20 protein-coding genes are annotated in these 19,823 nt (G+C 68.6%); 2 read left to right on the top strand and 18 right to left on the bottom strand.

What is annotated here, in order from left to right; genetic code table 11:
- Positions 1 to 8 precede the first annotated feature (8 nt).
- The 14 genes from ACFC3F_RS11945 to prmC all read right to left on the bottom strand — a co-directional run bounded on the left by ACFC3F_RS11945 (position 9) and on the right by prmC (position 12,092).
- Positions 9 to 881, bottom strand: a complete 873-nt coding sequence (locus ACFC3F_RS11945) for a large exoprotein (RefSeq protein ID WP_376129768.1) — start codon at positions 879 to 881, stop codon at positions 9 to 11.
- A 152-nt stretch (positions 882 to 1,033) separates the two neighbouring features.
- Entirely contained in the window at positions 1,034 to 1,783 is a 750-nt protein-coding gene (locus tag ACFC3F_RS11940) for a YaaA family protein (protein ID WP_376129765.1), read from the bottom strand.
- A 67-nt stretch (positions 1,784 to 1,850) separates the two neighbouring features.
- The gene (locus ACFC3F_RS11935) at positions 1,851 to 2,111 is read right to left on the bottom strand and encodes a F0F1 ATP synthase subunit epsilon (RefSeq protein WP_376129762.1); all 261 of its coding nucleotides are present in this window, start codon (positions 2,109 to 2,111) and stop codon (positions 1,851 to 1,853) included.
- Between the two features lie 2 nt (positions 2,112 to 2,113).
- Entirely contained in the window at positions 2,114 to 3,562 is a 1,449-nt protein-coding gene (atpD, locus tag ACFC3F_RS11930) for a F0F1 ATP synthase subunit beta (protein WP_376129758.1), read from the bottom strand.
- Positions 3,563 to 3,584: 22 nt separating this feature from the next.
- Positions 3,585 to 4,481: a F0F1 ATP synthase subunit gamma gene (locus tag ACFC3F_RS11925; protein ID WP_376129755.1), complete on the bottom strand. Its 897-nt coding sequence runs from the start codon at positions 4,479 to 4,481 to the stop codon at positions 3,585 to 3,587.
- 20 nt (positions 4,482 to 4,501) lie between these two features.
- Positions 4,502 to 6,142 carry a F0F1 ATP synthase subunit alpha gene (gene atpA, locus ACFC3F_RS11920; protein WP_376129753.1) on the bottom strand — a complete coding sequence of 547 codons (1,641 nt, stop codon included), beginning with the start codon at positions 6,140 to 6,142 and terminating at the stop codon, positions 4,502 to 4,504.
- 83 nt (positions 6,143 to 6,225) lie between these two features.
- Positions 6,226 to 7,017: a F0F1 ATP synthase subunit delta gene (locus ACFC3F_RS11915; protein ID WP_376129750.1), complete on the bottom strand. Its 792-nt coding sequence runs from the start codon at positions 7,015 to 7,017 to the stop codon at positions 6,226 to 6,228.
- Complete coding sequence (locus tag ACFC3F_RS11910) at positions 7,017 to 7,568, bottom strand: F0F1 ATP synthase subunit B (protein ID WP_376129747.1); 552 nt, start codon at positions 7,566 to 7,568, stop codon at positions 7,017 to 7,019. Before ACFC3F_RS11910 ends, ACFC3F_RS11915 begins: the two co-directional genes overlap by 1 nt.
- 28 nt (positions 7,569 to 7,596) lie before the next feature.
- Positions 7,597 to 7,833: an ATP synthase F0 subunit C gene (atpE, locus tag ACFC3F_RS11905; protein ID WP_141882353.1), complete on the bottom strand. Its 237-nt coding sequence runs from the start codon at positions 7,831 to 7,833 to the stop codon at positions 7,597 to 7,599.
- A gap of 46 nt (positions 7,834 to 7,879) precedes the next feature.
- Positions 7,880 to 8,653, bottom strand: coding sequence for a F0F1 ATP synthase subunit A (gene atpB, locus ACFC3F_RS11900; protein WP_376129744.1), 774 nt, complete (start codon positions 8,651 to 8,653; stop codon positions 7,880 to 7,882).
- A gap of 148 nt (positions 8,654 to 8,801) precedes the next feature.
- Positions 8,802 to 9,329 carry a hypothetical protein gene (locus ACFC3F_RS11895; RefSeq protein WP_376129741.1) on the bottom strand — a complete coding sequence of 176 codons (528 nt, stop codon included), beginning with the start codon at positions 9,327 to 9,329 and terminating at the stop codon, positions 8,802 to 8,804.
- Positions 9,326 to 10,486, bottom strand: a complete 1,161-nt coding sequence (locus ACFC3F_RS11890) for an MraY family glycosyltransferase (protein WP_376129739.1) — start codon at positions 10,484 to 10,486, stop codon at positions 9,326 to 9,328. Before ACFC3F_RS11890 ends, ACFC3F_RS11895 begins: the two co-directional genes overlap by 4 nt.
- Positions 10,483 to 11,178 (bottom strand): L-threonylcarbamoyladenylate synthase, encoded by a 696-nt coding sequence (locus tag ACFC3F_RS11885; RefSeq protein WP_376129736.1) that lies wholly within the window; start codon positions 11,176 to 11,178, stop codon positions 10,483 to 10,485. Before ACFC3F_RS11885 ends, ACFC3F_RS11890 begins: the two co-directional genes overlap by 4 nt.
- A gap of 44 nt (positions 11,179 to 11,222) precedes the next feature.
- On the bottom strand, positions 11,223 to 12,092 hold the full coding sequence (gene prmC, locus ACFC3F_RS11880) for a peptide chain release factor N(5)-glutamine methyltransferase (RefSeq protein ID WP_376129733.1): 870 nt from the start codon (positions 12,090 to 12,092) through the stop codon (positions 11,223 to 11,225).
- A gap of 101 nt (positions 12,093 to 12,193) precedes the next feature.
- On the opposite strand from prmC, the gene cysK reads away from it, so the two are divergent.
- Together cysK and epsC are read left to right on the top strand one after the other, a co-directional pair.
- A complete protein-coding gene (gene cysK, locus ACFC3F_RS11875; protein WP_376129781.1) occupies positions 12,194 to 13,132 on the top strand; it encodes a cysteine synthase A in 939 nt (312 codons plus the stop codon).
- Positions 13,133 to 13,142: 10 nt separating this feature from the next.
- Positions 13,143 to 13,703 (top strand): serine O-acetyltransferase EpsC, encoded by a 561-nt coding sequence (epsC, locus tag ACFC3F_RS11870; protein WP_376129730.1) that lies wholly within the window; start codon positions 13,143 to 13,145, stop codon positions 13,701 to 13,703.
- A 466-nt stretch (positions 13,704 to 14,169) separates the two neighbouring features.
- Here the strand turns inward: epsC and ACFC3F_RS11865 are convergent, their stop codons facing one another.
- From ACFC3F_RS11865 to rho, 4 genes are all read right to left on the bottom strand, one after another.
- Entirely contained in the window at positions 14,170 to 14,574 is a 405-nt protein-coding gene (locus ACFC3F_RS11865) for a hypothetical protein (protein WP_376129779.1), read from the bottom strand.
- Between the two features lie 162 nt (positions 14,575 to 14,736).
- The gene (locus ACFC3F_RS11860) at positions 14,737 to 15,708 is read right to left on the bottom strand and encodes a hypothetical protein (protein ID WP_376129727.1); all 972 of its coding nucleotides are present in this window, start codon (positions 15,706 to 15,708) and stop codon (positions 14,737 to 14,739) included.
- Positions 15,709 to 16,147: 439 nt separating this feature from the next.
- Positions 16,148 to 17,224 carry a peptide chain release factor 1 gene (gene prfA / locus ACFC3F_RS11855; protein WP_376129776.1) on the bottom strand — a complete coding sequence of 359 codons (1,077 nt, stop codon included), beginning with the start codon at positions 17,222 to 17,224 and terminating at the stop codon, positions 16,148 to 16,150.
- Between the two features lie 180 nt (positions 17,225 to 17,404).
- Positions 17,405 to 19,660 (bottom strand): transcription termination factor Rho, encoded by a 2,256-nt coding sequence (gene rho, locus ACFC3F_RS11850; RefSeq protein ID WP_376129724.1) that lies wholly within the window; start codon positions 19,658 to 19,660, stop codon positions 17,405 to 17,407.
- Positions 19,661 to 19,823 lie beyond the last annotated feature (163 nt).

The raw sequence follows: 19,823 nt of genomic DNA, 5'->3' as shown, positions 1-19,823 counted from the left end.
CGCCGGGGTCAGGGTCGCGGTGCGTCGGGAGCGTCCGGTCCGGCGGGGGGCTTGGGCGACGCGGGAGGCTCAGGCGACGCGGGAGGCTCAGGCGACGCGGGAGGCTCAGGCGACGCGGGGGGCTCGGGCGACGCGGGAGGCTCGGGCGATGCCGGGGGCTCAGCGGACGCGGGCGGCGCGGGCGGAGGCGTGTAGCCCGAAGGCGGCGCCGGGGGCGGCGCGTAACCCGCGGGCGGCACGGGCGGAGGCGTGTAGCCGGTCGGAGGTGCCGCGGGCGGCTGGTATCCGGGCGAGGGCTGGTAGCCCGCGGGCGGAGCCTGGTAGCCGGCGGTCGGCTGCCCGTAGGCGGACCCACCGACGGGGGCACCCGGCTGCACCGGAATGCCCTGCCACACGACGTTGTCCTTGAGGAACGAGTTCACCCACGGAGCGGGGCGGATACCGGGGTTCCACGCCGACGACGAGAAGGCGAGGATGCCGAGCCAGATGAGTGAGCCGACACCCGGAATGAGCCACAGCAGCAGGAACGGCCAGTCCTTGCCGAGCTTGAGCCCGACGCGCCAGCCGACCAGGACAGCGGCCGCCACCGCGACGATGCTGAAGATCCAGCCGATGAGCGGGATCTGGCCGAGCAGCGACGAGGCGACGATCGCGCCGAGCATGACCCACGGAGAAAGGTCACCGAGCTTGGCGAAGACCATGACGTTGTAGATCGGCACCCATGCGCGCCACTTGCCTTCCACACCGGCTTTTTCGAAGATCTTCATCAGGAACCACGACGAGATGAGATATCCCGCGAGTGCGAAGATCAGAAGGAACGGAAGAATCAGCAGGAGCCAGGCGAACGCCCACGCCCCGCCGTAGTCGTAGTAATCAGACAAGAGACGGCCTCCTAGACCGCTGGTGTCGATACGCGTGTTTTCACGGCACCGGCGAGCAGAGCGCCCGCGGCGTACATGCTAGCGACACTCCGCGTCCGCGCGCGTGCGCAACGTGCGTTTCGGGGGGATCACCCCCGGCCGGCGACCGGCGTTCAGGCGAAAAGTTCGAGCTCGCCGGAGGCGCCGTCGCGGATACGCAGCCCCGCCGCCTCGCACCAGCGCACGAAGCCACGACGCGAGCCGATGCGCGGGCGCGTCGTCGCGAGACTCCGCACGAGGAGCCCCTTCGCACGCTTGTTGAAGTGGTTCAGAGCGCGGGCGGTTCCGTCCGCGCCCTCCGTGACGACACGCACATACGCCGACTCCGCATCGGCCGGCACGGGCCCGAGTGCGACGTACGCTTCGGAGCGCAGATCGAGCAGGAACGGCGTCGACGTCTCGGCGAACGCCGCCGTGACGGCATCCGCCCATTCCCGTCGCAGCGGCGCGAGCCCCGGAAGCGACGCGCCCGCCGCGAGCCGATAGGCCGGAATCGGGTCGAGGGCGCCGACCGGACCGAACGGCGCCGAGTGGATGAGTACGTGACGCCCGAGCCACCGGCGTGCGGCAGGGTCGATCGATCCGGCATCCAGGGCGTCGTACAGCACGCCGGTGTAGCGATCGACGGCAGGCATCGTCGATGCACTGTGCAGGGCGGCGTTCACGCCGACCTCGTCTACCTGACGGGCGCTGAGCTTCAGGACGCGCGCGGCCTCATCGGGGTCGGCGGAAAGGCCCACGAGCGCGGCCGTGACCCGCTCGCGCTGCGGTTGCAAGCCGGGCAGGGCCAGCCGTGCGAGGTCGAGCGGCCCCCCGGTTCCCCCCGGGCGCTTCGTCTCGGAGGGTGGCAGCAGCACGAGCATGATCAGATGACCTCACGAAAAGGCGAACGCCGCCCGGCGGACCGGGCGGCGTTCGAGGTGTCAGCGTTCAGGAGATGAGCGCCGCGTTGCCCGCGACGATCGTCAGCTCGTCACCCGACATCGAAAGGAAGCCGGATTCGGCGTTCGCGACGATCTTCGTCCCCGAGGTCTCGGTGATGCGCACCTGCCCCTCGGCGAGGATCGCGAGCACGGGCTCGTGACCGGGCATGAAGCCGATCTCGCCCAGCACGGTCTTGGCGACGACGATCGACGCCTCCCCCGACCAGACCTCCGCGTCCGCGGAGACGAGACTCACGTTGAGCGGCATGATCAGCCGTTCTCCTTCTGGATGCGTGCCCACTGCTCTTCGACGTCGGAGATGCCGCCGACGTTGAAGAACGCCTGCTCGGCGACGTGGTCGAAGTCACCCTTGACGATGGCGTCGAACGACTCGATCGTCTCCTTGATCGGAACCGTCGATCCCTCGACACCGGTGAACTTCTTGGCCATGTAGGTGTTCTGCGAGAGGAACTGCTGGATGCGGCGTGCACGCGACACGACGATCTTGTCCTCTTCGGAGAGCTCGTCGACACCGAGGATCGCGATGATCTCCTGCAGTTCCTTGTTCTTCTGGAGGATCTGCTTGACGGCGGTCGCCACACGGTAGTGGTCGTCACCGATGTAGCGCGGGTCCAGGATGCGGCTCGTCGAGGACAGCGGGTCGACGGCGGGGTACAGACCCTTCGACGCGATCTCACGCGAGAGCTCGGTCGTGGCGTCGAGGTGCGCGAACGTCGTCGCCGGTGCCGGGTCGGTGTAGTCGTCGGCGGGGACGTAGATGGCCTGCAGCGAGGTGATCGAGTGACCGCGCGTCGAGGTGATGCGCTCCTGGAGCACACCCATCTCGTCGGCGAGGTTCGGCTGGTAACCCACGGCCGACGGCATACGGCCGAGCAGCGTCGAGACCTCGGAACCGGCCTGCGTGAAGCGGAAGATGTTGTCGATGAACAACAGCACGTCCTGCTTCTGCACGTCGCGGAAGTACTCCGCCATCGTCAGCGCCGACAGGGCGACGCGCAGACGCGTTCCCGGCGGCTCGTCCATCTGGCCGAAGACGAGGGCGGTCTTGTCGAAGACGCCGGCTTCGTCCATCTCGGCGATGAGGTCGTTGCCCTCACGCGTGCGCTCGCCGACACCGGCGAACACCGAGACGCCACCGTGGTCCTGCGCGACGCGCTGGATCATCTCCTGGATGAGGACGGTCTTGCCGACGCCGGCACCGCCGAAGAGGCCGATCTTTCCACCCTGCACGTACGGGGTGAGCAGGTCGATGACCTTGATGCCGGTCTCGAACATCTGCGTCTTCGACTCGAGCTGGTCGAAGTTCGGCGCCTTGCGGTGGATGGGCCAGCGCTCGGTGATCTCGATCTTCTCGCCGGGCTCGGCGTTGAGGATGTCACCCGTGACGTTGAAGACCTTGCCCTTGGTGACGTCGCCGACCGGAACAGTGATCTGCTCGCCGGTGTTGCGCACCTCCTGGCCGCGGACGATGCCGTCCGTGGGCTTGAGGGCGATCGCCCGGACGAGGTCGTCACCGAGGTGCTGAGCGACCTCGAGCGTGATCTCGTTGGACTCGCCGTCGATGACGATCGTCGTCTTCAGCGCGTTGTAGATGTCGGGGATCGCATCGTGCGGGAACTCGATGTCGACGACCGGGCCGGTGACCCGCGCGACGCGGCCGACGACGGAGGTGTCCGTCTTTTCAGCGGTGAGGCTCATGGCTTCTTCTCTTTCGTGGGATCTATTTGCCGGACGAGAGCGCGTCGGCGCCGCCGACGATCTCGGCGATCTGCTGCGTGATCTCGGCCTGGCGTGCGTTGTTGCGCAGGCGCGTGTAGTCGGTGATGAGCTTGTCGGCGTTGTCGCTCGCAGACTTCATCGCCTTCTGCGTCGCGGCGTGCTTGGCCGCCGACGACTGCAGGAGGGCGTTGAACACGCGGCTCTGGATGTACACCGGCAGGAGGGCATCGAGCACGACGGATGCGTCAGGCTCGAACTCGTACAGCGGGTACACCTGCGCCGACGTCTCTTCTTCGGCTTCGACGACCTCGAGCGGCAGCAGGCGAACCTGCTCCGGCGTCTGGGTCATCATGCTGACGAACCGGTTGTAGACGAGGTGGATCTCGTCGACTCCGCCGTCCTGCCCGCTGCGGTCGTACGAGTCCAGCAGCACGGCTGCGATCTCTTCGGCCGTCGAGAAGTGCGGCGTGTCGGTGTCGCCCGTCCATTCGGCGGCAGCATCCATCCGACGGAACTGGAAGTATCCGACGGCCTTGCGGCCCACCAGGTAGAACACCGGCTCCTTGCCCTGCTGACGCAGGAGCTCGGCCAGCTCGAGACCCTCTCGGAGGATCTGCGAGTTGAAGGCGCCCGCCAGGCCGCGGTCCGACGTGAAGATCACGACGGCGGAGCGACGGATCGTCTCGCGTTCGACGGTCAGCGGGTGGTCGATGTTGGAGTGTGTCGCCACGGCGGAGACGGCCCGTGTCACGGCCCTCGCGAAGGGCGACGACGCGCGAACACGCGCCATCGCCTTCTGGATACGCGAAGCCGCGATGAGTTCCATCGCCTTCGTGATCTTCTTGGTCGTCTGAGCAGAACTGATCTTCTGCTTGTAGACCCGCAGTTGTGCGCCCATGGTTCCTGTCCAGCCCGCGGTTAGCGGCGGCCCTTGACGATCTTCTCCTGGTTCACGTCGTCCGCCGCAGCGGCCGCGACCTCTTCGTGTCCCGGCTTGCCGATCGCCTGGCCCTTGCCCGCCCGGAACTCGAGGATGAACTCATCGGTCTTCTTGTCGAGCTCGGCGACGGTCGCGTCATCGAGGACGTTGGTCTCGCGGAGCGTGTCGAGGATCGACGTGTTCCGGCGCAGGTAGTCCAGCAGCTCGCGCTCGAAGGACAGCACGTCTTCGACCTCGAGCGTGTCGAGCTTGCCGTTCGTGCCGGCCCAGATCGAGACGACCTGCTCCTCGACGGGGTACGGCGAGTACTGCGGCTGCTTGAGCAGCTCGGTCAGTCGCGCACCGCGCGCCAGCTGACGACGGGATGCCGCATCCAAGTCGCTCGCGAACATCGCGAACGCCTCGAGAGAGCGGTACTGCGCCAGTTCGAGCTTGAGCGTTCCCGACACCTTCTTGATCGACTTGACCTGAGCGTCACCGCCGACTCGCGAGACCGAGATGCCGACGTCGACAGCGGGACGCTGGTTGGCGTTGAACAGGTCGGACTGCAGGAAGATCTGGCCGTCGGTGATCGAGATCACGTTGGTCGGGATGTAGGCCGAGACGTCGTTGGCCTTCGTCTCGATGATGGGCAGACCCGTCATCGAACCGGCACCCAGCTCGTCGGAGAGCTTCGCGCAACGCTCGAGCAGACGCGAGTGCAGGTAGAAGACGTCACCCGGGTAGGCCTCACGGCCCGGCGGGCGGCGCAGCAGCAGCGACACGGCGCGGTAGGCCTCGGCCTGCTTCGACAGGTCGTCGAAGATGATCAGGACGTGCTTGCCGTCGTACATCCAGTGCTGGCCGATGGCCGAGCCGGTGTACGGAGCGAGGTACTTGAAGCCGGCGGGGTCGGATGCGGGAGCGGCGACGATCGTCGTGTACTCCATCGCGCCGGCGTCTTCGAGCGCGCCCTTGACGGAGGCGATCGTCGAGCCCTTCTGACCGATCGCGACGTAGATGCAGCGCACCTGCTTCGACGGGTCGCCCGAGGCCCAGTTGGCCTTCTGGTTGATGATCGTGTCGATCGCCAGGGCCGTCTTGCCGGTCTGGCGGTCACCGATGATGAGCTGACGCTGACCGCGGCCGACGGGGATCATGGCGTCGATCGCCTTGATGCCGGTCTGGAGGGGCTCGTGCACGCTCTTGCGCTGCATGACGCCGGGCGCCTGCAGCTCGAGCGCGCGACGGCCGTCGACGGGCGAAATCTCGCCGAGACCGTCGATCGGGTTGCCGAGCGGGTCGACGACGCGGCCGAGGAAGCCGTCGCCGACGGCGACCGACAGGACCTCGCCGGAGCGCGTGACCTGCTGGCCGGCTTCGATGCCGGAGAACTCGCCGAGCACGACGACACCGATCTCGTGCTCGTCGAGGTTCTGTGCGAGGCCCAGCGTGCCGTTCGCGAAGGTCACGAGCTCGTTCGCCATGACGCCGGGCAGGCCCTCGACGTGCGCGATGCCGTCGGCGGCGTCGATGACGGTGCCGACCTCGGTCGCCGCGGCCCCGGTGGGCTCGTACGCGGCGACGAAATCCTTCAGCGCGTCACGGATGACGTCGGGGCTGATTGACAGTTCTGCCATTGTCTTCCCTTTGTTTTCACTACGGTGTGGGGCGTCGGCCCCGAAGTCTCCGCCGGTTCGGCTGAACCGGCGGGAAGTCTGTACTACCCCGCGAGCCGCTGCCGCAGGTCGGCCAGCCGTGACGACACGCTCGCGTCGATCACATCGTCGGCGATCTGCACGCGCAGGCCGCCGACCACCGAAGGGTCGACGACGGTGTTGAGCGCCACGGCCGCACCGTAGCGCTGCGCGAGCAGCGAGGCGAGGCGGGTGGACTGCGTCTCGCTCAGCGGTACGGCCGTGACGACCGTCGCGACCTTGCGGCCCCGCTGATCGGCGACGAGGCGTTCCGCGCGGGCGAGCATCTGACGCACACGCCGCTCACGCGGCTGCTGCACGAGCGAGGACACGATGAGCGTCGTCGCCGGGTGCGCGCGCGAGCCGAGGAGCTTCTCGATGAGAGCGCCCTTCGCCGACGCGTCGCCCAGGCGGCTGCCCAGAGCGAGCTCGAGTTCGGGGTTCTCGGCGACCGTGCGGGAGAACCGGAACAGCTCCCCCTCGACGTCGGCACCGGCTGTCGCCAGCGCCGTGACGCGGACGGCGAGCTCCTCGATGCCGTCGATGAGATCCGACGCCGAGGACCACCGCTGATCGACCGCGCTGGTCAGCAGCGAGAGCGTCGTCGCCGACAGCGCCGATGCGAAGACATCGGTGACGACCTTGCGCCGTGCAGCGGGCGCTGCGGCGGAGTCGGCGAGCGCGCCGCTCAGCTGCGACGAGTCGCCGACGGCCCGCGCCGCGGCGAACAGCTCGCGGGCGACGTCGAGATCGACTCCCGACGCGGCGTCGAGCGCCGCCGTCGTCGCCGCGAGGGCCTGAGTGGTCGCGCTGCCCATTACGCCTTTGCTCCTTCGGACGCCTCGAGGTCGGCGAGGAAGCGGTCCACGACCGCCTGTGCCTTCGCGTCGTCCGAGAGCGTTTCGCCGATGACTCCGCCGGCGAGGTCGAGGGCGAGCGTGCCCACCTCGCTGCGCAGCGACACCAGGGTGCTCTGACGCTCGGCTTCGATCTGCGCGTGCGCGGACGCGGTCACGCGGGCCGCCTCGGCGGTTGCGCTCTCCTTCGCCTCGCTGACGATCTTCTTGCCATCTTCACGCGCGGCGTCGCGGATCTCTCCGGCTTCCTTGCGGGCGTCGGCGAGCTGCGCCGTGTACTCGGCCAGCGCGGCCTCGGCCTTGCGCTGTGCCTCGTCGGCCTTGGCGATGTTGCCTTCGATCGCAACGGCACGCTGGTCGAGCATCGTCTTCATCTTGGGAAGGGCGACCTTCCAGAAGACGAAGAGGATGACGACGAAGCAAACCGCTGACCAGATGATGTCGTACCACGCGGGGATGAGCGGGTTGTACTCGCCCTCTTCCGCGGCGTACGTGACAAGAGCGTTCAGCATCCTGTCTCCTTAAGACTGGTGGGAGGGATCAGTAGCCGAAGATGAAGGCGGTGGCGATGCCGATGAAGGCGAGTGCCTCGGTGAAGGCGATACCGATCCACATGAGGACCTGCAGGCGGCCGGCCAGCTCGGGCTGACGGGCGACGCCCTCGATCGTCTTGCCGACGACGATGCCCACGCCGATGGCGGGACCGATGGCGGCGAGGCCGTAGCCGACGGTTGCGATCGAACCGGAGACCTGGGCGAGAACCGTAGTTGCGTCCACGGGGGTGTTTCCTTTCGGTTGGGTGGGTAGGCGCGAGCCTGCCCGCTCAGTGCTCTTCAGCCACCGCGAGCTGGATGTAGACCGCGGTGAGGATGGCGAAGACGTATGCCTGGAGGAAGGCGACCAGCAGCTCGAATGCTGTGAAGGCGAAGCCGAAGGCGAGGGAGCCTGCAGCCAGCGCCGACCACCACCCGCCGAGGTCCAGGAGGAAGAAGTGGGTCGCTGCGAAGAACAGGACCAGCATGAGGTGACCGACCATGAGGTTCATGAGCAGTCGGAGGGTCAGCGTCACGGGCCGGATGATGAACGTCGAGATGAACTCGAGCGGCGTGACGATGATGTAGAGAACCGGCGGAACGCCCGAGGGGAACAGCGCGTTCTTGAAGAAGTTCTTCGGGCTCTTCTTGACACCCGCGTAGATGAACGTGAAGTAGCTCACCAGCGCGAGCAGCAGCGGCACCGCGATGATGCCCGTGCCGGGCATGTTCAGGAACGGGATGACCCCGGTCAGGTTCATGAACAGGATCATGAAGAACATGGTCGTGAGGATGGGCAGGAACCGCTGGCCGTCCTTCTTGCCCAGGAGGTCTTCGGCGATGTTGACGCGGACGAAGTCCAGGCCCATCTCGACGAGGCTCTGGAAACGGCCGGGCACGAGCTTCATGCGCCGGGTGCCGATCCAGAAGACCAGCACGACGGCGATGGTCGCGATGATCTGGACCATGTGGATCCGGTTGAACTCGAACCCACCGATCGTGAAGATCGCTTCGGGGAAGAATTCCGTGATCGAGGGTCCGTGGAACTCGGGTCCCTCGTCCACGGTGGCGTGGGCGATCAGGGTCGCAGCTTGAGTAATCAGCGCGGGCTCCAGCTTCGGGGCACCGGTCTAGGACCGTTGCGACGATGGTCGGTGAGCGTCACTCCGCAAGCACTCGGAAACCGAGCGGGCGGGCGCGGGATCCAGCCTATCAAACCTTGGAGCCACCTGAATCCGCATCCGGTCCCTTGTTCTCGTCGAGCACCGGTGCGGAATGAGGCGCAGCATCCGGATCAGACGTCGGCAGCGTCACGTCGCTCACGTGCGGGATGCGCATGCGCAGCATGACGACGACGTCGATCGCGAGGGCGGCCAGCACGCTCACGACGACGGCGACGAAGAAGATCGTGGGATGCATCCACGGTTGGTCGCGGAGAACGAGCAGCAGGACGATGAACACGATGAACTTGAGGATCCAGCCGCCCATCACGATGCCGAAGAAGAGCGGCACGTAGATCGGATCGCCGTACCACCGGTTGGCGATCAGGATGCTCGTGCCCGTGATGGCGAGGAAGATCGCCGCCAGGAGGACACCCGCCAGTGCACTCCACAGTCCGTCGGTGCCGGCGATGAGGAAGCCGAGGACCGCGCCGACGACGGCGAGGACCGCCGTCACGACGGCGGACCACAGCAGGGTGGTGCGCAGGATCGGGGTGCTCGAAACCGGGCTGGTGCTCATCGGGCGTTCTCCTGGGGTCTGGCGGCGACCGGCGAGCGCCGGCGCGAGGGAAGGAAGGTCAGCACGAGGCACACCGCGACGCCGACGACGCCGAAGGCGACCCCGAACAGGTAGTCCCCCGGCCAATCGGACTGAGTGCCGATGTACATCAGCAGGAAGCCGAGGCTCACGACGGCCGTCCACGCGTAGAAGATCAGCACGGCGTCGCGATCGGTGTGGCCCATGTCGAGCATGCGGTGGTGCAGGTGCTTGCGATCGGGAGAGAACGGCGACTTGCCCTTGCTGACGCGACGGATGACGGCCAACCCGAAATCCAGCAGCGGCAGCAGCACGACCACGATCGGCAGCAGGATCGGGATGAAGGCACCCAGCAGCTGCGACCGGCCGAACTCGTCGGGGTCGAGCATGGACGGCTCGAGCTGTCCCGTGATCGCGATCGCCGACGTCGCCATGAGCAGCCCGAGCAGGAGGGCACCCGAATCGCCCATGAACAGCTTCGCGGGGCTCCAGTTCATGGGCAGGAATCCGATGCAGACGCCGATCAGGACCGCGGCGATGAACGAGGCGAGGTTGAAGTAGGTGCTGGCGCCGGTGTCGCGGGCGAACAGGTACGAGTACGCGAAGAACACGACGTTGGCGATGAGGCAGACACCGGCGACGAGACCGTCGAGACCATCGATGAAGTTGACGGCGTTCATCACGACGACGATCGCGAAGACCGTGAGGGTGAAGCTCATCCAGCCCGACCACACCGTCATGCCGCCGATCGGCAGGGCGTAGATCTGCAGTCCACCGAACCACGCGATGCAGCCGGCCGCGAGGAACTGCGCCCCGAGCTTGATCATCCAGTCGAGGTCCCAGAGGTCATCGGCGACGCCGACGACGACGATGAGCAGGGTCGCCGCGAGGATCGCCCAGATGCGCTCGGGCGCCGCCCACACGAGCTCGAAGAAGGGGTTCTGGGCTGAGACGAGGAAGGCCGCCGTCACCCCGAGGAACATCGCGATGCCGCCGAGCCGCGGCGTCGGCTGCTTGTGCACGTCGCGTTCGCGGATCCCCGGATACAGCTTGTACTTCAGGCTCAGCCGCCACACACCCCACGAGAGCGCGAAGGTGAGCGCCGCGGTGAGGATGATCGTGAAGATGTATTGCTTCACGCGCCCTCGCCGTCGCCGTGCTCCTCGGGGTCGGGTTCGAGGAGATCGCCGATGACGGCACGCAGGCGCGCGCGGTCGACGGCGCCGTCGCGCAGGACCCGCACGAGAGGCCGGGTTCCGCCGACGAAGCTCGTCGCGTCGATGATCGTCGACGCGATCCCCGTCGCGGACGGTCCGCCGTCGAGGTAGACGTCGACCGCATCGCCCAGCATCTGCTGCGCCTGGTGGATCATCACGGCCGCCGACTCGCCCGTGCGGTTCGCGCTCGAGACGGCGAGTGGGCCGGTCTCGGCGAGGAGCTCGAGGGCGATGCGGTGGTCGGGCATCCGGACCGCGACGGTGCCGTGGGTCTCACCGAGATCCCACGTGAGCGACGGCTGGGCCGGCATGACGATCGTGAGACCGCCCGGCCAGAACTCCTCGACGAGCCGCTCCACGGGCTCGGGCACGTCGGCGACGAGCGCCCGCAGCGTGTCGATGCCCGGCACGAGCACGGGCGGCGGCGACTGACGGCCCCTCCCCTTGGCGTCGAGCAGCCGCTGCACGGCGGCGGCCGAGAACGCGTCGGCACCGACGCCGTACACGGTGTCGGTGGGCAGGACGATGAGCCCGCCGCGTGCCACGGCGCGTCGCGCCTCGCGCATGCCGGGGAGCAGCTGCGACTCGTCGCGGCAGTCGAAGAGGGAGGACATGACCCGGACAGTCTAATCAGCGCGGGCCGGTGTTCCCCTGTGGCTCAGGGCCGCACGGCCGTCGTCGCGCGATCGCGCATCGTCAGATCGGGGTGGGTCGCCGTGGAGCGCCATCCGTCGGCGGCGAGCAGCTGCCGGATCGGCGCGCCCTGCCATTCCCCGTGCTCGATGACGATCATGCCGCCCGGGTGCGCGAGGCGCAGGCCCACACGACTGAGCACCCGCACGACGTCGAGGCCGTCCGCACCCCCGTAGAGCGCGGCCGGTGGGTCGTACATCCGCACTTCGGGATCCCGTGGGATCGCGGCATCCGGCACGTAGGGAGGATTGGATGCCACGACCGAGACGGACCCGTCGAGCTCGGGGAACGCCTCGGCGAGGTCGACGAAGGTCAGGCGCGCGTTGTCGGCGCCGACATCCTCGAAGTTCCGTGTCGTCCAGCCGAACGCGTCGGCGGAGTTCTCGGCCGCGTGCACCAGGGCGTGCGGCACTTCGGTCGCCATCGCGAGGGCGATGGCTCCGCTGCCCGTTCCGAGATCGACCGCGATCGGAGCGGGGGATGCCGCGGCGCGCAGCGCGTCGATCGCGAGCTGCGCGACGATCTCGGTCTCGGGGCGCGGCACGAAAACACCCGGGCCCACCTTCAGCTCGAGGTGGCGGAAGGGCGCCGTGCCGGTCAGGTGCTGGAGCGGCTCCCTCGTCGCGCGTCGAGCGATGAGCGCGTCGTAGCGCGCAGCATCCGTCGGTGAGATCTCGTCGCCGCGCACGAGCGCGGCCTGCACGCTTCCGCGGTTCGTGCCCAGCACGTGCGCCGCGAGCAGTTCGGCGTCGACGACGGGCTCGGCGACGCCGGCCTGCGCGAGGGACTCGACACCGCGACGGACGACGGCGGAGAGCGCGGAAGGTGTGTCCATGAGCTGACCAGCCTATCCGCGGCGTGGCGTCATACTCGGCCCGGGTGCCCCGCGCTCCTCTAGGCTGGATGACGGTCACGATCCTCCCCGAAAGGCCCGACATGCCCGGTATTCATTCCGACATCACGACTGCGTTCGGCAACACCCCGCTGGTTCGCCTCAATCGGGTCACCGACGGCGCTGTGGCCGAGGTGTACGCCAAGCTCGAGTTCTTCAACCCCGCATCGAGCGTCAAAGACCGCCTCGGCATCGCGCTCATCGACGCCGCTGAGGCTTCGGGCGAGCTGACGCCCGGCGGCACGATCGTCGAGTCCACGAGCGGCAACACCGGTATCGCGCTCGCGATGGTCGGCGCGGCGCGCGGCTACCGCGTCATCCTCACGATGCCGGCGTCGATGTCGAAGGAGCGCCGCGTGCTGCTGAAGGCCTTCGGTGCGGAGCTCGTGCTGACCGACCCGACCAAGGGCATGGCTCTCGCGGTCGACGAGGCCAAGCGCATCGTCGAAGAGACGCCCGGTGCCGTGTGGGTGCGCCAGTTCGAGAACGAGGCGAACCCCGCGATCCACCGCGCGACGACCGCCGAGGAGATCTGGCGCGACACCGACGGCGAGGTCGACGTGTTCGTCGCCGGCATCGGCACGGGCGGCACGGTCACCGGCGTCGGTCAGGTGCTCAAGGAGCGCAAGCCCGGCGTGCAGATCGTGGCCGTCGAGCCGAAGGACTCCCCCATCCTCACCGAGGGTCACCCCGGCCCCCACAAGATCCAGGGCATTGGTCCGAACTTCGTCCCGGCCATCCTCGACCGCGACGTCCTCGACGAGGTCATCGCCGTCGAGTTCGAGCCGTCGCTCGCGCTCGCGCGCGACCTCGCGGCGAAGGAAGGACTGCTCGTGGGCATGTCCTCGGGTGCCGCCGTCTGGGCCGCACTCGAGGTGGCCAAGCGTCCCGAGAACGCCGGCAAGAAGATCGTCGTCGTCCTGCCCGACACGGGCGAGCGCTACCTCACGACGGCGCTGTTCGAAGACCTGCGCGAGGACTGACGTGGGGCCTGTGGCTCGCATCCGCGAGGACATCGCCGCGGCACGGCTGCGTGATCCCGCGGCGCGGGGCGGCCTCGAGATCGCGGTGCTGTACTCGGGCCTGCACGCCGTCTGGGCCTACCGGGTGTGGCACGCGCTCTGGCGGCGCGGTCTGCGTTTCCTCCCGCGCGCCGGCTCGCAGCTGACCCGCTGGCTCACCGGCATCGAGATCCACCCCGGCGCGGTCATCGGACGCCGGTTCTTCATCGACCACGGCATGGGCGTCGTGATCGGCGAGACCGCCGAGGTGGGCGACGACGTCATGCTGTACCACAGCGTGACGCTCGGCGGCCGTCAGCGCGAAGGCGGCAAGCGCCACCCCACGCTCGAAGACGGCGTCGCTGTCGGCGCGGGGGCGAAGATCCTCGGCCCCATCACGATCGGCGCGCACTCCGTCGTGGGCGCCAACGCCGTCGTCACGAAGGACGCGCCGCCCGACAGCGTTCTGGTCGGTGTGCCGGCCAAGCCGCGTACCCGCCGCGCCGGCGAGGAGACCCGCTCGATCCTGATGGCGCCCGAGTACTCGATCTGACCTGCGCTGACCTCGGCGCACGTGCGCCGCTTCGCCCGTCGACGTGCGCGCGCTGCGGCGCCTCCATCGTTGACTTGCGCGCTCTGCGGCGCCTCCATCGGTTGACTTGCGTCCTCTGCGGCGACACGACGGCGTGTCGCACGCACGAGGCGCAAGTCGAAGACGCTGCTTCGCCCCTCGATGTGCGCGCGCTGCGGCGCCCCCATCGGTTCACTTGCGCGCTTTGCGGCGCCGTCCTCGGTTGGACGTGCGCCCACTGCGGCGCCTCCATCGTTGACTTGCGTCCTCTGCGGCGACACGACGGCGTGTCGCACGCACGAGGCGCAAGTCGACGATCGGGAGCGGGCGTGTGCGCGGATCACGGGGCAGGCCTTCGCCGGCCGCGAGCGCGGGGCGCGGCATCCACCTCGCTGCGCGCCGTGACCGAAGCGGGCAGCGCGCTGCGACCTCGAGCGGTGGTGACGGCCTACTCGCCCTTTCCGCGCCTGGCGTCGAGCTTCCTCTTGATGAAGATCGCGGGCAGGAGCCACGTCGCGAGTGCAGTGAACAGCCACACGATGACGGGCGCGAGAAGCCAGGTCCACCACGGCGCGCCGATCGTCAATCCCGCGCCCGGGATGAGCACGACGACGAGCAGCGCGACGAACGTCGAGACGATGCCGATGCCGCCGAGCAGGGCCGGCGCGTTGCGCTGCGCGACGCGCGCGAGCCACGGCGCGAGCACGCTCTGCAACACCGCGAAGATGACGATCGCGAGGAGGAAGCCCCACCAGCTGCGCCACTCGATATGGAAGCCCGGGAGGATGAGGCTGGCCGCGATGAGGCCGACAGCAGCGGATGCCAGGAAGATACCCGCGCGGATGAGAAACATGATCACGCCCCCGAACCTAGCGCCACTGCCGTCCGTGCGTGGTGCCGATGATGCCCCGCCCCACTCACCGACTTGCGCCCTGTGCGGCGACACACCGGCGCGCCTCGCGCACAGGGCGCAAGTCAGCACCCGGGGCGAGAACGAACGGGGGGGACGCGGTGGTCAGCGAGCGGCACGGAGAGCGGCGCGCACGCGCGCGACGAAGCCCGCCGGGTCGGCGAACAGCTGCGCTCGAGTGACCCGGATGACGCGCCACCCAGCGCGGACGACATCGTCGTGCTTCTCGATGTCGCGCTGCCACTGCGCGGCGTCGGTCCGGTGATGGTCGCCCTCGTACTCGATCGCGATCTTCGCCGCCGGGTACGCGGCATCCACACAACCGAGGAAGCGTCGGTGGTCGTCGTACACGTCATGGTCCAGAACGGGCTCGGGCAGACCGCCGTCGACGATCGTCAGCCGCATCCACGTCTCCATGCGCGATGATGCGCCTTCGCGCACCCGATCGAGCGCGGCTCTCAGCGCGACCACTCCCCTCCGTCGCGACGGGATCGATGCCGCGAGCATGGCGCGTGAGGCGAGGGCCGGAGCGAGGACCCGCGATGTCGGGCCCGGCAACCGATCGATGCGTACGATCGCGTCCGCAGCGGCGACCAGATCATACGGATGCCGCAGCACGGCGCCGAGCAGAGCCCACGTCGTCGCCGGCGCAGTAAGCGCGAGACCGTGATCGGGATGTGTGCGTCGCACGACTCCGCGCGGATGGAGCTGATGACCGCGCACACCGTTCGCGCAGTGAGCTCGCCGCGGGGCGAGCACGGAGACGTCGATGTCGGCATCGGGCAGCTGCGGGAGCGGGATGCCCCACAGCACGGCCGCTGTCGTGTGCGAGAAGAAGTCATGCGTCGACATGAGCGGCACGAACCGCTGCGCCGCCCGCGTGATCTGCTGGCGCCTCGCCGCCGCCGGGTGCGCGTCATCCGTCGTCACGTCCTTGAGGGCGCGCACCCCGCGGAACGGGCGGTCGAAAAAGGGGTCGTCGACGTCGGTTCGCGTGAAGCCGTTGCGAAGGGCATCGCCGACGCGGAACGGCTCGAGGGGGTCGAATGCTTCAGAGGGGTCGCCGTGCAGTTCCACCCGCCGAAGATGTCACATTCGCCGTCATGCCCCGCGACGTTCTCCACACCCCGCCGCCCCACCCGTCCACTTGCGCCTTATGTGGGCGACGCGCCGGCGTGTCGTGCACATAGGACGCAAGTCAACAACGGGGCGCGGCGGAGCTCGTGACGGCGAACGGCGCGGATGCTGCCGCGACAGAAGCGTCGCGGGCATGCAGCAACGCGCCGGGCGTGTCATCGGCAAAAGGCGCAAGTTAACAACGGGGCGCGGGTCCGGCGCCCCGGGACCCGCGCCCCGTACCCGCCCCCACCCAACCCGTCCACTTGCGCCCTATGCAGCAACACGCGGGCGTGTCGCGCGCACAGGGCGCAAGTCGACAACGGGGTGGCACCAATCGGCGACGCCGAGCGGCGCGGGAGCGGCGCGGGAGCGGCGGCGGCGGCGGCGGCGAACGCGATCAGTCGGCGGCGAGGGCCGCGAGGCGCGCCTCTTCGTCGGCCTGGACGGCCGACTCCACGATCGGGCCGAGGGCGCCGTCCATGACCTGGTCGAGGTTGTAGGCCTTGTACCCCGTGCGGTGATCCGCGATGCGGTTCTCGGGGAAGTTGTACGTGCGGATGCGCTCCGACCGATCCATGCCGCGGATCTGCGATCGACGGGCATCGGATGCCGCGGCATCGAGCTCTTCCTGCTGCCTGGCCAGCAGCCGGGCCCGAAGCACCCGCATCCCCGCTTCGCGGTTCTGCAGCTGCGACTTCTCATTCTGCATCGACACGACGATGCCGGTGGGCACGTGCGTGATGCGCACGGCGGAGTCGGTCGTGTTGACCGACTGCCCGCCCGGACCCGATGAGCGGTACACGTCGATCTTCAGGTCGTTGGGGTCGATGTGGATCTCTTCGGGCTCGTCGACCTCGGGAAAGACGAGCACGCCCGTCGTCGAGGTGTGGATGCGCCCCTGCGACTCCGTCGCGGGCACCCGCTGCACGCGGTGCACACCGCCCTCGTACTTCAGGTGCGCCCACACACCCTGCGACGGATCCGAAGACGAGCCCTTGATGGCGACCTGCACGTCCTTGTAGCCGCCCAGGTCGGACTCGTTGCGCTCGAGAAGCTCGGTCTTCCAACCCATCGAGGCGGCGTACTGCACGTACATGCGCAGCAGATCGGCCGCGAACAGCGCCGACTCGGCACCGCCCTCGCCCTGCTTGATCTCCATGATGACGTCCCGCGCATCGTCGGGATCGCGCGGGATTAGCAGCCGCCGCAGGCGCTCCTGCGCCTGGGCGAGATGCTCCTCGAGCGCGGGCACCTCTTCGGCGAACGCGTCGTCTTCCTTCGCGAGTTCGCGCGCGGCATCCAGATCATCGGATGCCGCGACCCAGTCCTCGTACGCCTTCACGATGCGCGACAACTCGGCGTAGCGCCGGTTGACCCGCTTCGCCCGGGCGGGGTCGGCGTGCACGGCCGGGTCGGAGAGCTCCTCCTGGACGGCACGGTGCTCTTCGATCAGGCCCTTGACCGACTCGAACATCTCCACCCTTCGACAGGCTCAGGGAACACGACAAGCTCAGGGAACACGACAAGCTCAGGGAACACGACAGGCTCAAGGAACACGCCACGCTCTGGAAACACGACTAGCTCAGAGAACACGACACGCTCTCGAAACACGCCACGCTCAGGGAACACGACAGCCTCAGAGAACAGGATCGGCTCAGCGGATGCTGTTGTCGTGCGCGCCGCTGCCGTGTGCATCGCGCGCGGGAGCCGGGATCGACTTCTGCATCTGCACGAGGAACTCGACGTTGGACTGCGTCTCCTTGAGCTTGCCCAGCACGACCTCGAGGGCCTGCTGCGTGTCCAGGCCCGCGAGGGCGCGACGCAGCTTCCACGTGATCTTGACCTCATCGGGCGAGAGCAGCATCTCTTCGCGGCGCGTGGACGATGCATTGACGTCGACGGCCGGGAAGATCCGCTTGTCGGCCAGGTGACGCGACAGTCGCAGCTCGCTGTTGCCGGTGCCCTTGAACTCCTCGAAGATGACCTCGTCCATCTTGGACCCGGTCTCGACGAGCGCCGTCGCGAGGATCGTGAGCGATCCGCCGTTCTCGATGTTCCGAGCGGCTCCGAAGAAGCGCTTGGGCGGGTAGAGCGCCGACGCGTCGACGCCACCGGACAGCACGCGGCCCGAGGTCGGCGCCGAGATGTTGTAGGCACGGCCGAGGCGCGTGATCGAGTCGAGCAGCACGACCACGTCGCGACCGAGTTCGACGAGGCGCTTCGCCCGCTCGATGGCGAGCTCGGCGACCGTCGTGTGGTCCTCGGCGGGACGATCGAAGGTCGAGGCGATGACCTCGCCCTTCACCGTGCGCTGCATGTCGGTGACCTCTTCGGGGCGCTCGTCGACGAGCACGACCATGAGGTGGACCTCGGGGTTGTTCGTCGCGATGGCGTTGGCGATCTGCTGCAGCACGATCGTCTTGCCGGCCTTGGGCGGCGCGACGATCAGGCCGCGCTGTCCCTTGCCGACGGGTGCGACGAGGTCGATGATGCGCTGCGTGAGCTTCTCGGGCGCCGTCTCGAGGCGCAGGCGCTCCTGCGGGTAGAGCGGGGTGAGCTTGCCGAACTCGACGCGCGTCGCGGCGTCGTCGACCGAGAGGCCGTTGATCGAGTCGACCTTGACGAGCGCGTTGTACTTCTGGCGGCTGGACTGCTCGCCCTCGCGCGGCTGCTTGATCGAGCCGACGACGGCGTCGCCCTTACGCATGTTGTACTTCTTGACCTGCCCCAGCGACACGTAGACGTCGCTCGGGCCGGGCAGGTAGCCCGAGGTGCGCACGAAGGCGTAGTTGTCGAGCACGTCGAGGACACCGGCGATCGGGATCAGGACGTCGTCCTCGCCGATCTCGGTCTCGAACTCGTCGCCCTGACCGCTGGTCTGCCCGCGGCGCTTGTTGCGCTGACGGTTGCGTCCGCCGCCCTTGTCGCCGTCGTCATCGGAATCGGATGCCTCGGCCTGAGGCTGCGGCGCGTTCTGGGCCTGCTGGTCCTTGCCGCCGCCTTGACCGTTGCCACTGCCGTTGCGGTTGCGACTGCGGCTGCGGCTGCGGCTGCGACCGCGCCCCGTGCCCTCGTTCTGCTGGTCGCCGTCGTCGCTCTTGTCGGCGTCGGCGTCGGCCTTCTCCCCCGCGGAAGCATCCTTCCCTGCAGAAGCGTCCTTCCCCGCGGAAGCATTCTTCCCGGCGGACGCGTCCTTCCTCGCGGAAGCGCCCCTCCCCGCGGAGGCGTCCTTCGCAGCCGAGGCGGTGTCCTTCTCTGCGGAGGCGTCATGGTCGGCGGCGGTCGCTTCGGTCGCCGTTGCCTCGCCGTCGACATCGGCCTTGCCGGACGTCGGCGCGTCTGCGGCAGGTGCGACGTCGTCCTTGACCGAGTCGGCGTCGGCCTGGTCGGCCGCGGCCTTCTCCGCCGCGGCCTTCTCGGCGTCGGCCTTCGTCGCGCGCGATCGGCGCGGGGCGCGTTTGGCGGGCGTCTTCGCTGCGGGCGCTTCTTCCGCGGCGGGGGCTTGCGCAGCCTCCGTCGCTGCCGGAGCCTCGGCGGCGGGCGCCGCGGCATCGTCGGTCGCGGGCGCAGCGTCGGCCGCGAGGGCCTCGGCGACGGGCGGCACGTCGCTGCTCTTGGCGCGGCGCGGGGCGCGCTTGCGGACGGGCTTGGTCACCGGCGCGGTGTCGGCCGCGGGTGAATCCTCTCCCGCCTCGGCGATCGCCTCGACCGGGGCGGAGACGTCGCTCGCGGCGGCGGGCGGCGCCGCGTCGACGACGGGGGCGCGCTGGGCTTCAGCCGCGACGACCTCTTCGGTCGTGGCGGCGGGCTCTGCGGCGGACTGGGCCGCCGTGACGTCCGGCGTCTGCTCGGGCGCATCCGTGCGCTCGTCGGCCTGGGCGTCGGTGTGGATCTCGGAGATGGACTCCACGAGTTCTCCCTTGTGAATACGAATGGATGTGCACGATCGCGCGCCGACACATACGGCAAGTTGCCGTTCCGTGTCGTCCTCAGCGGACTCATGTGCGGTTCCTGACGGAACCGCTCGAGACGAACTCAGAGACCGATCACGGAAGGCGTGCGGTGGTTTCGCA

The sequence above is a fragment of the Microbacterium sp. NPDC055910 genome (genome assembly GCF_042271185.1).
Taxonomy (GTDB): domain Bacteria; phylum Actinomycetota; class Actinomycetes; order Actinomycetales; family Microbacteriaceae; genus Microbacterium.
The sequence above is the reverse complement of the archived record's forward strand: the minus strand, read 5'-3'. Positions and strand labels throughout refer to the sequence as shown.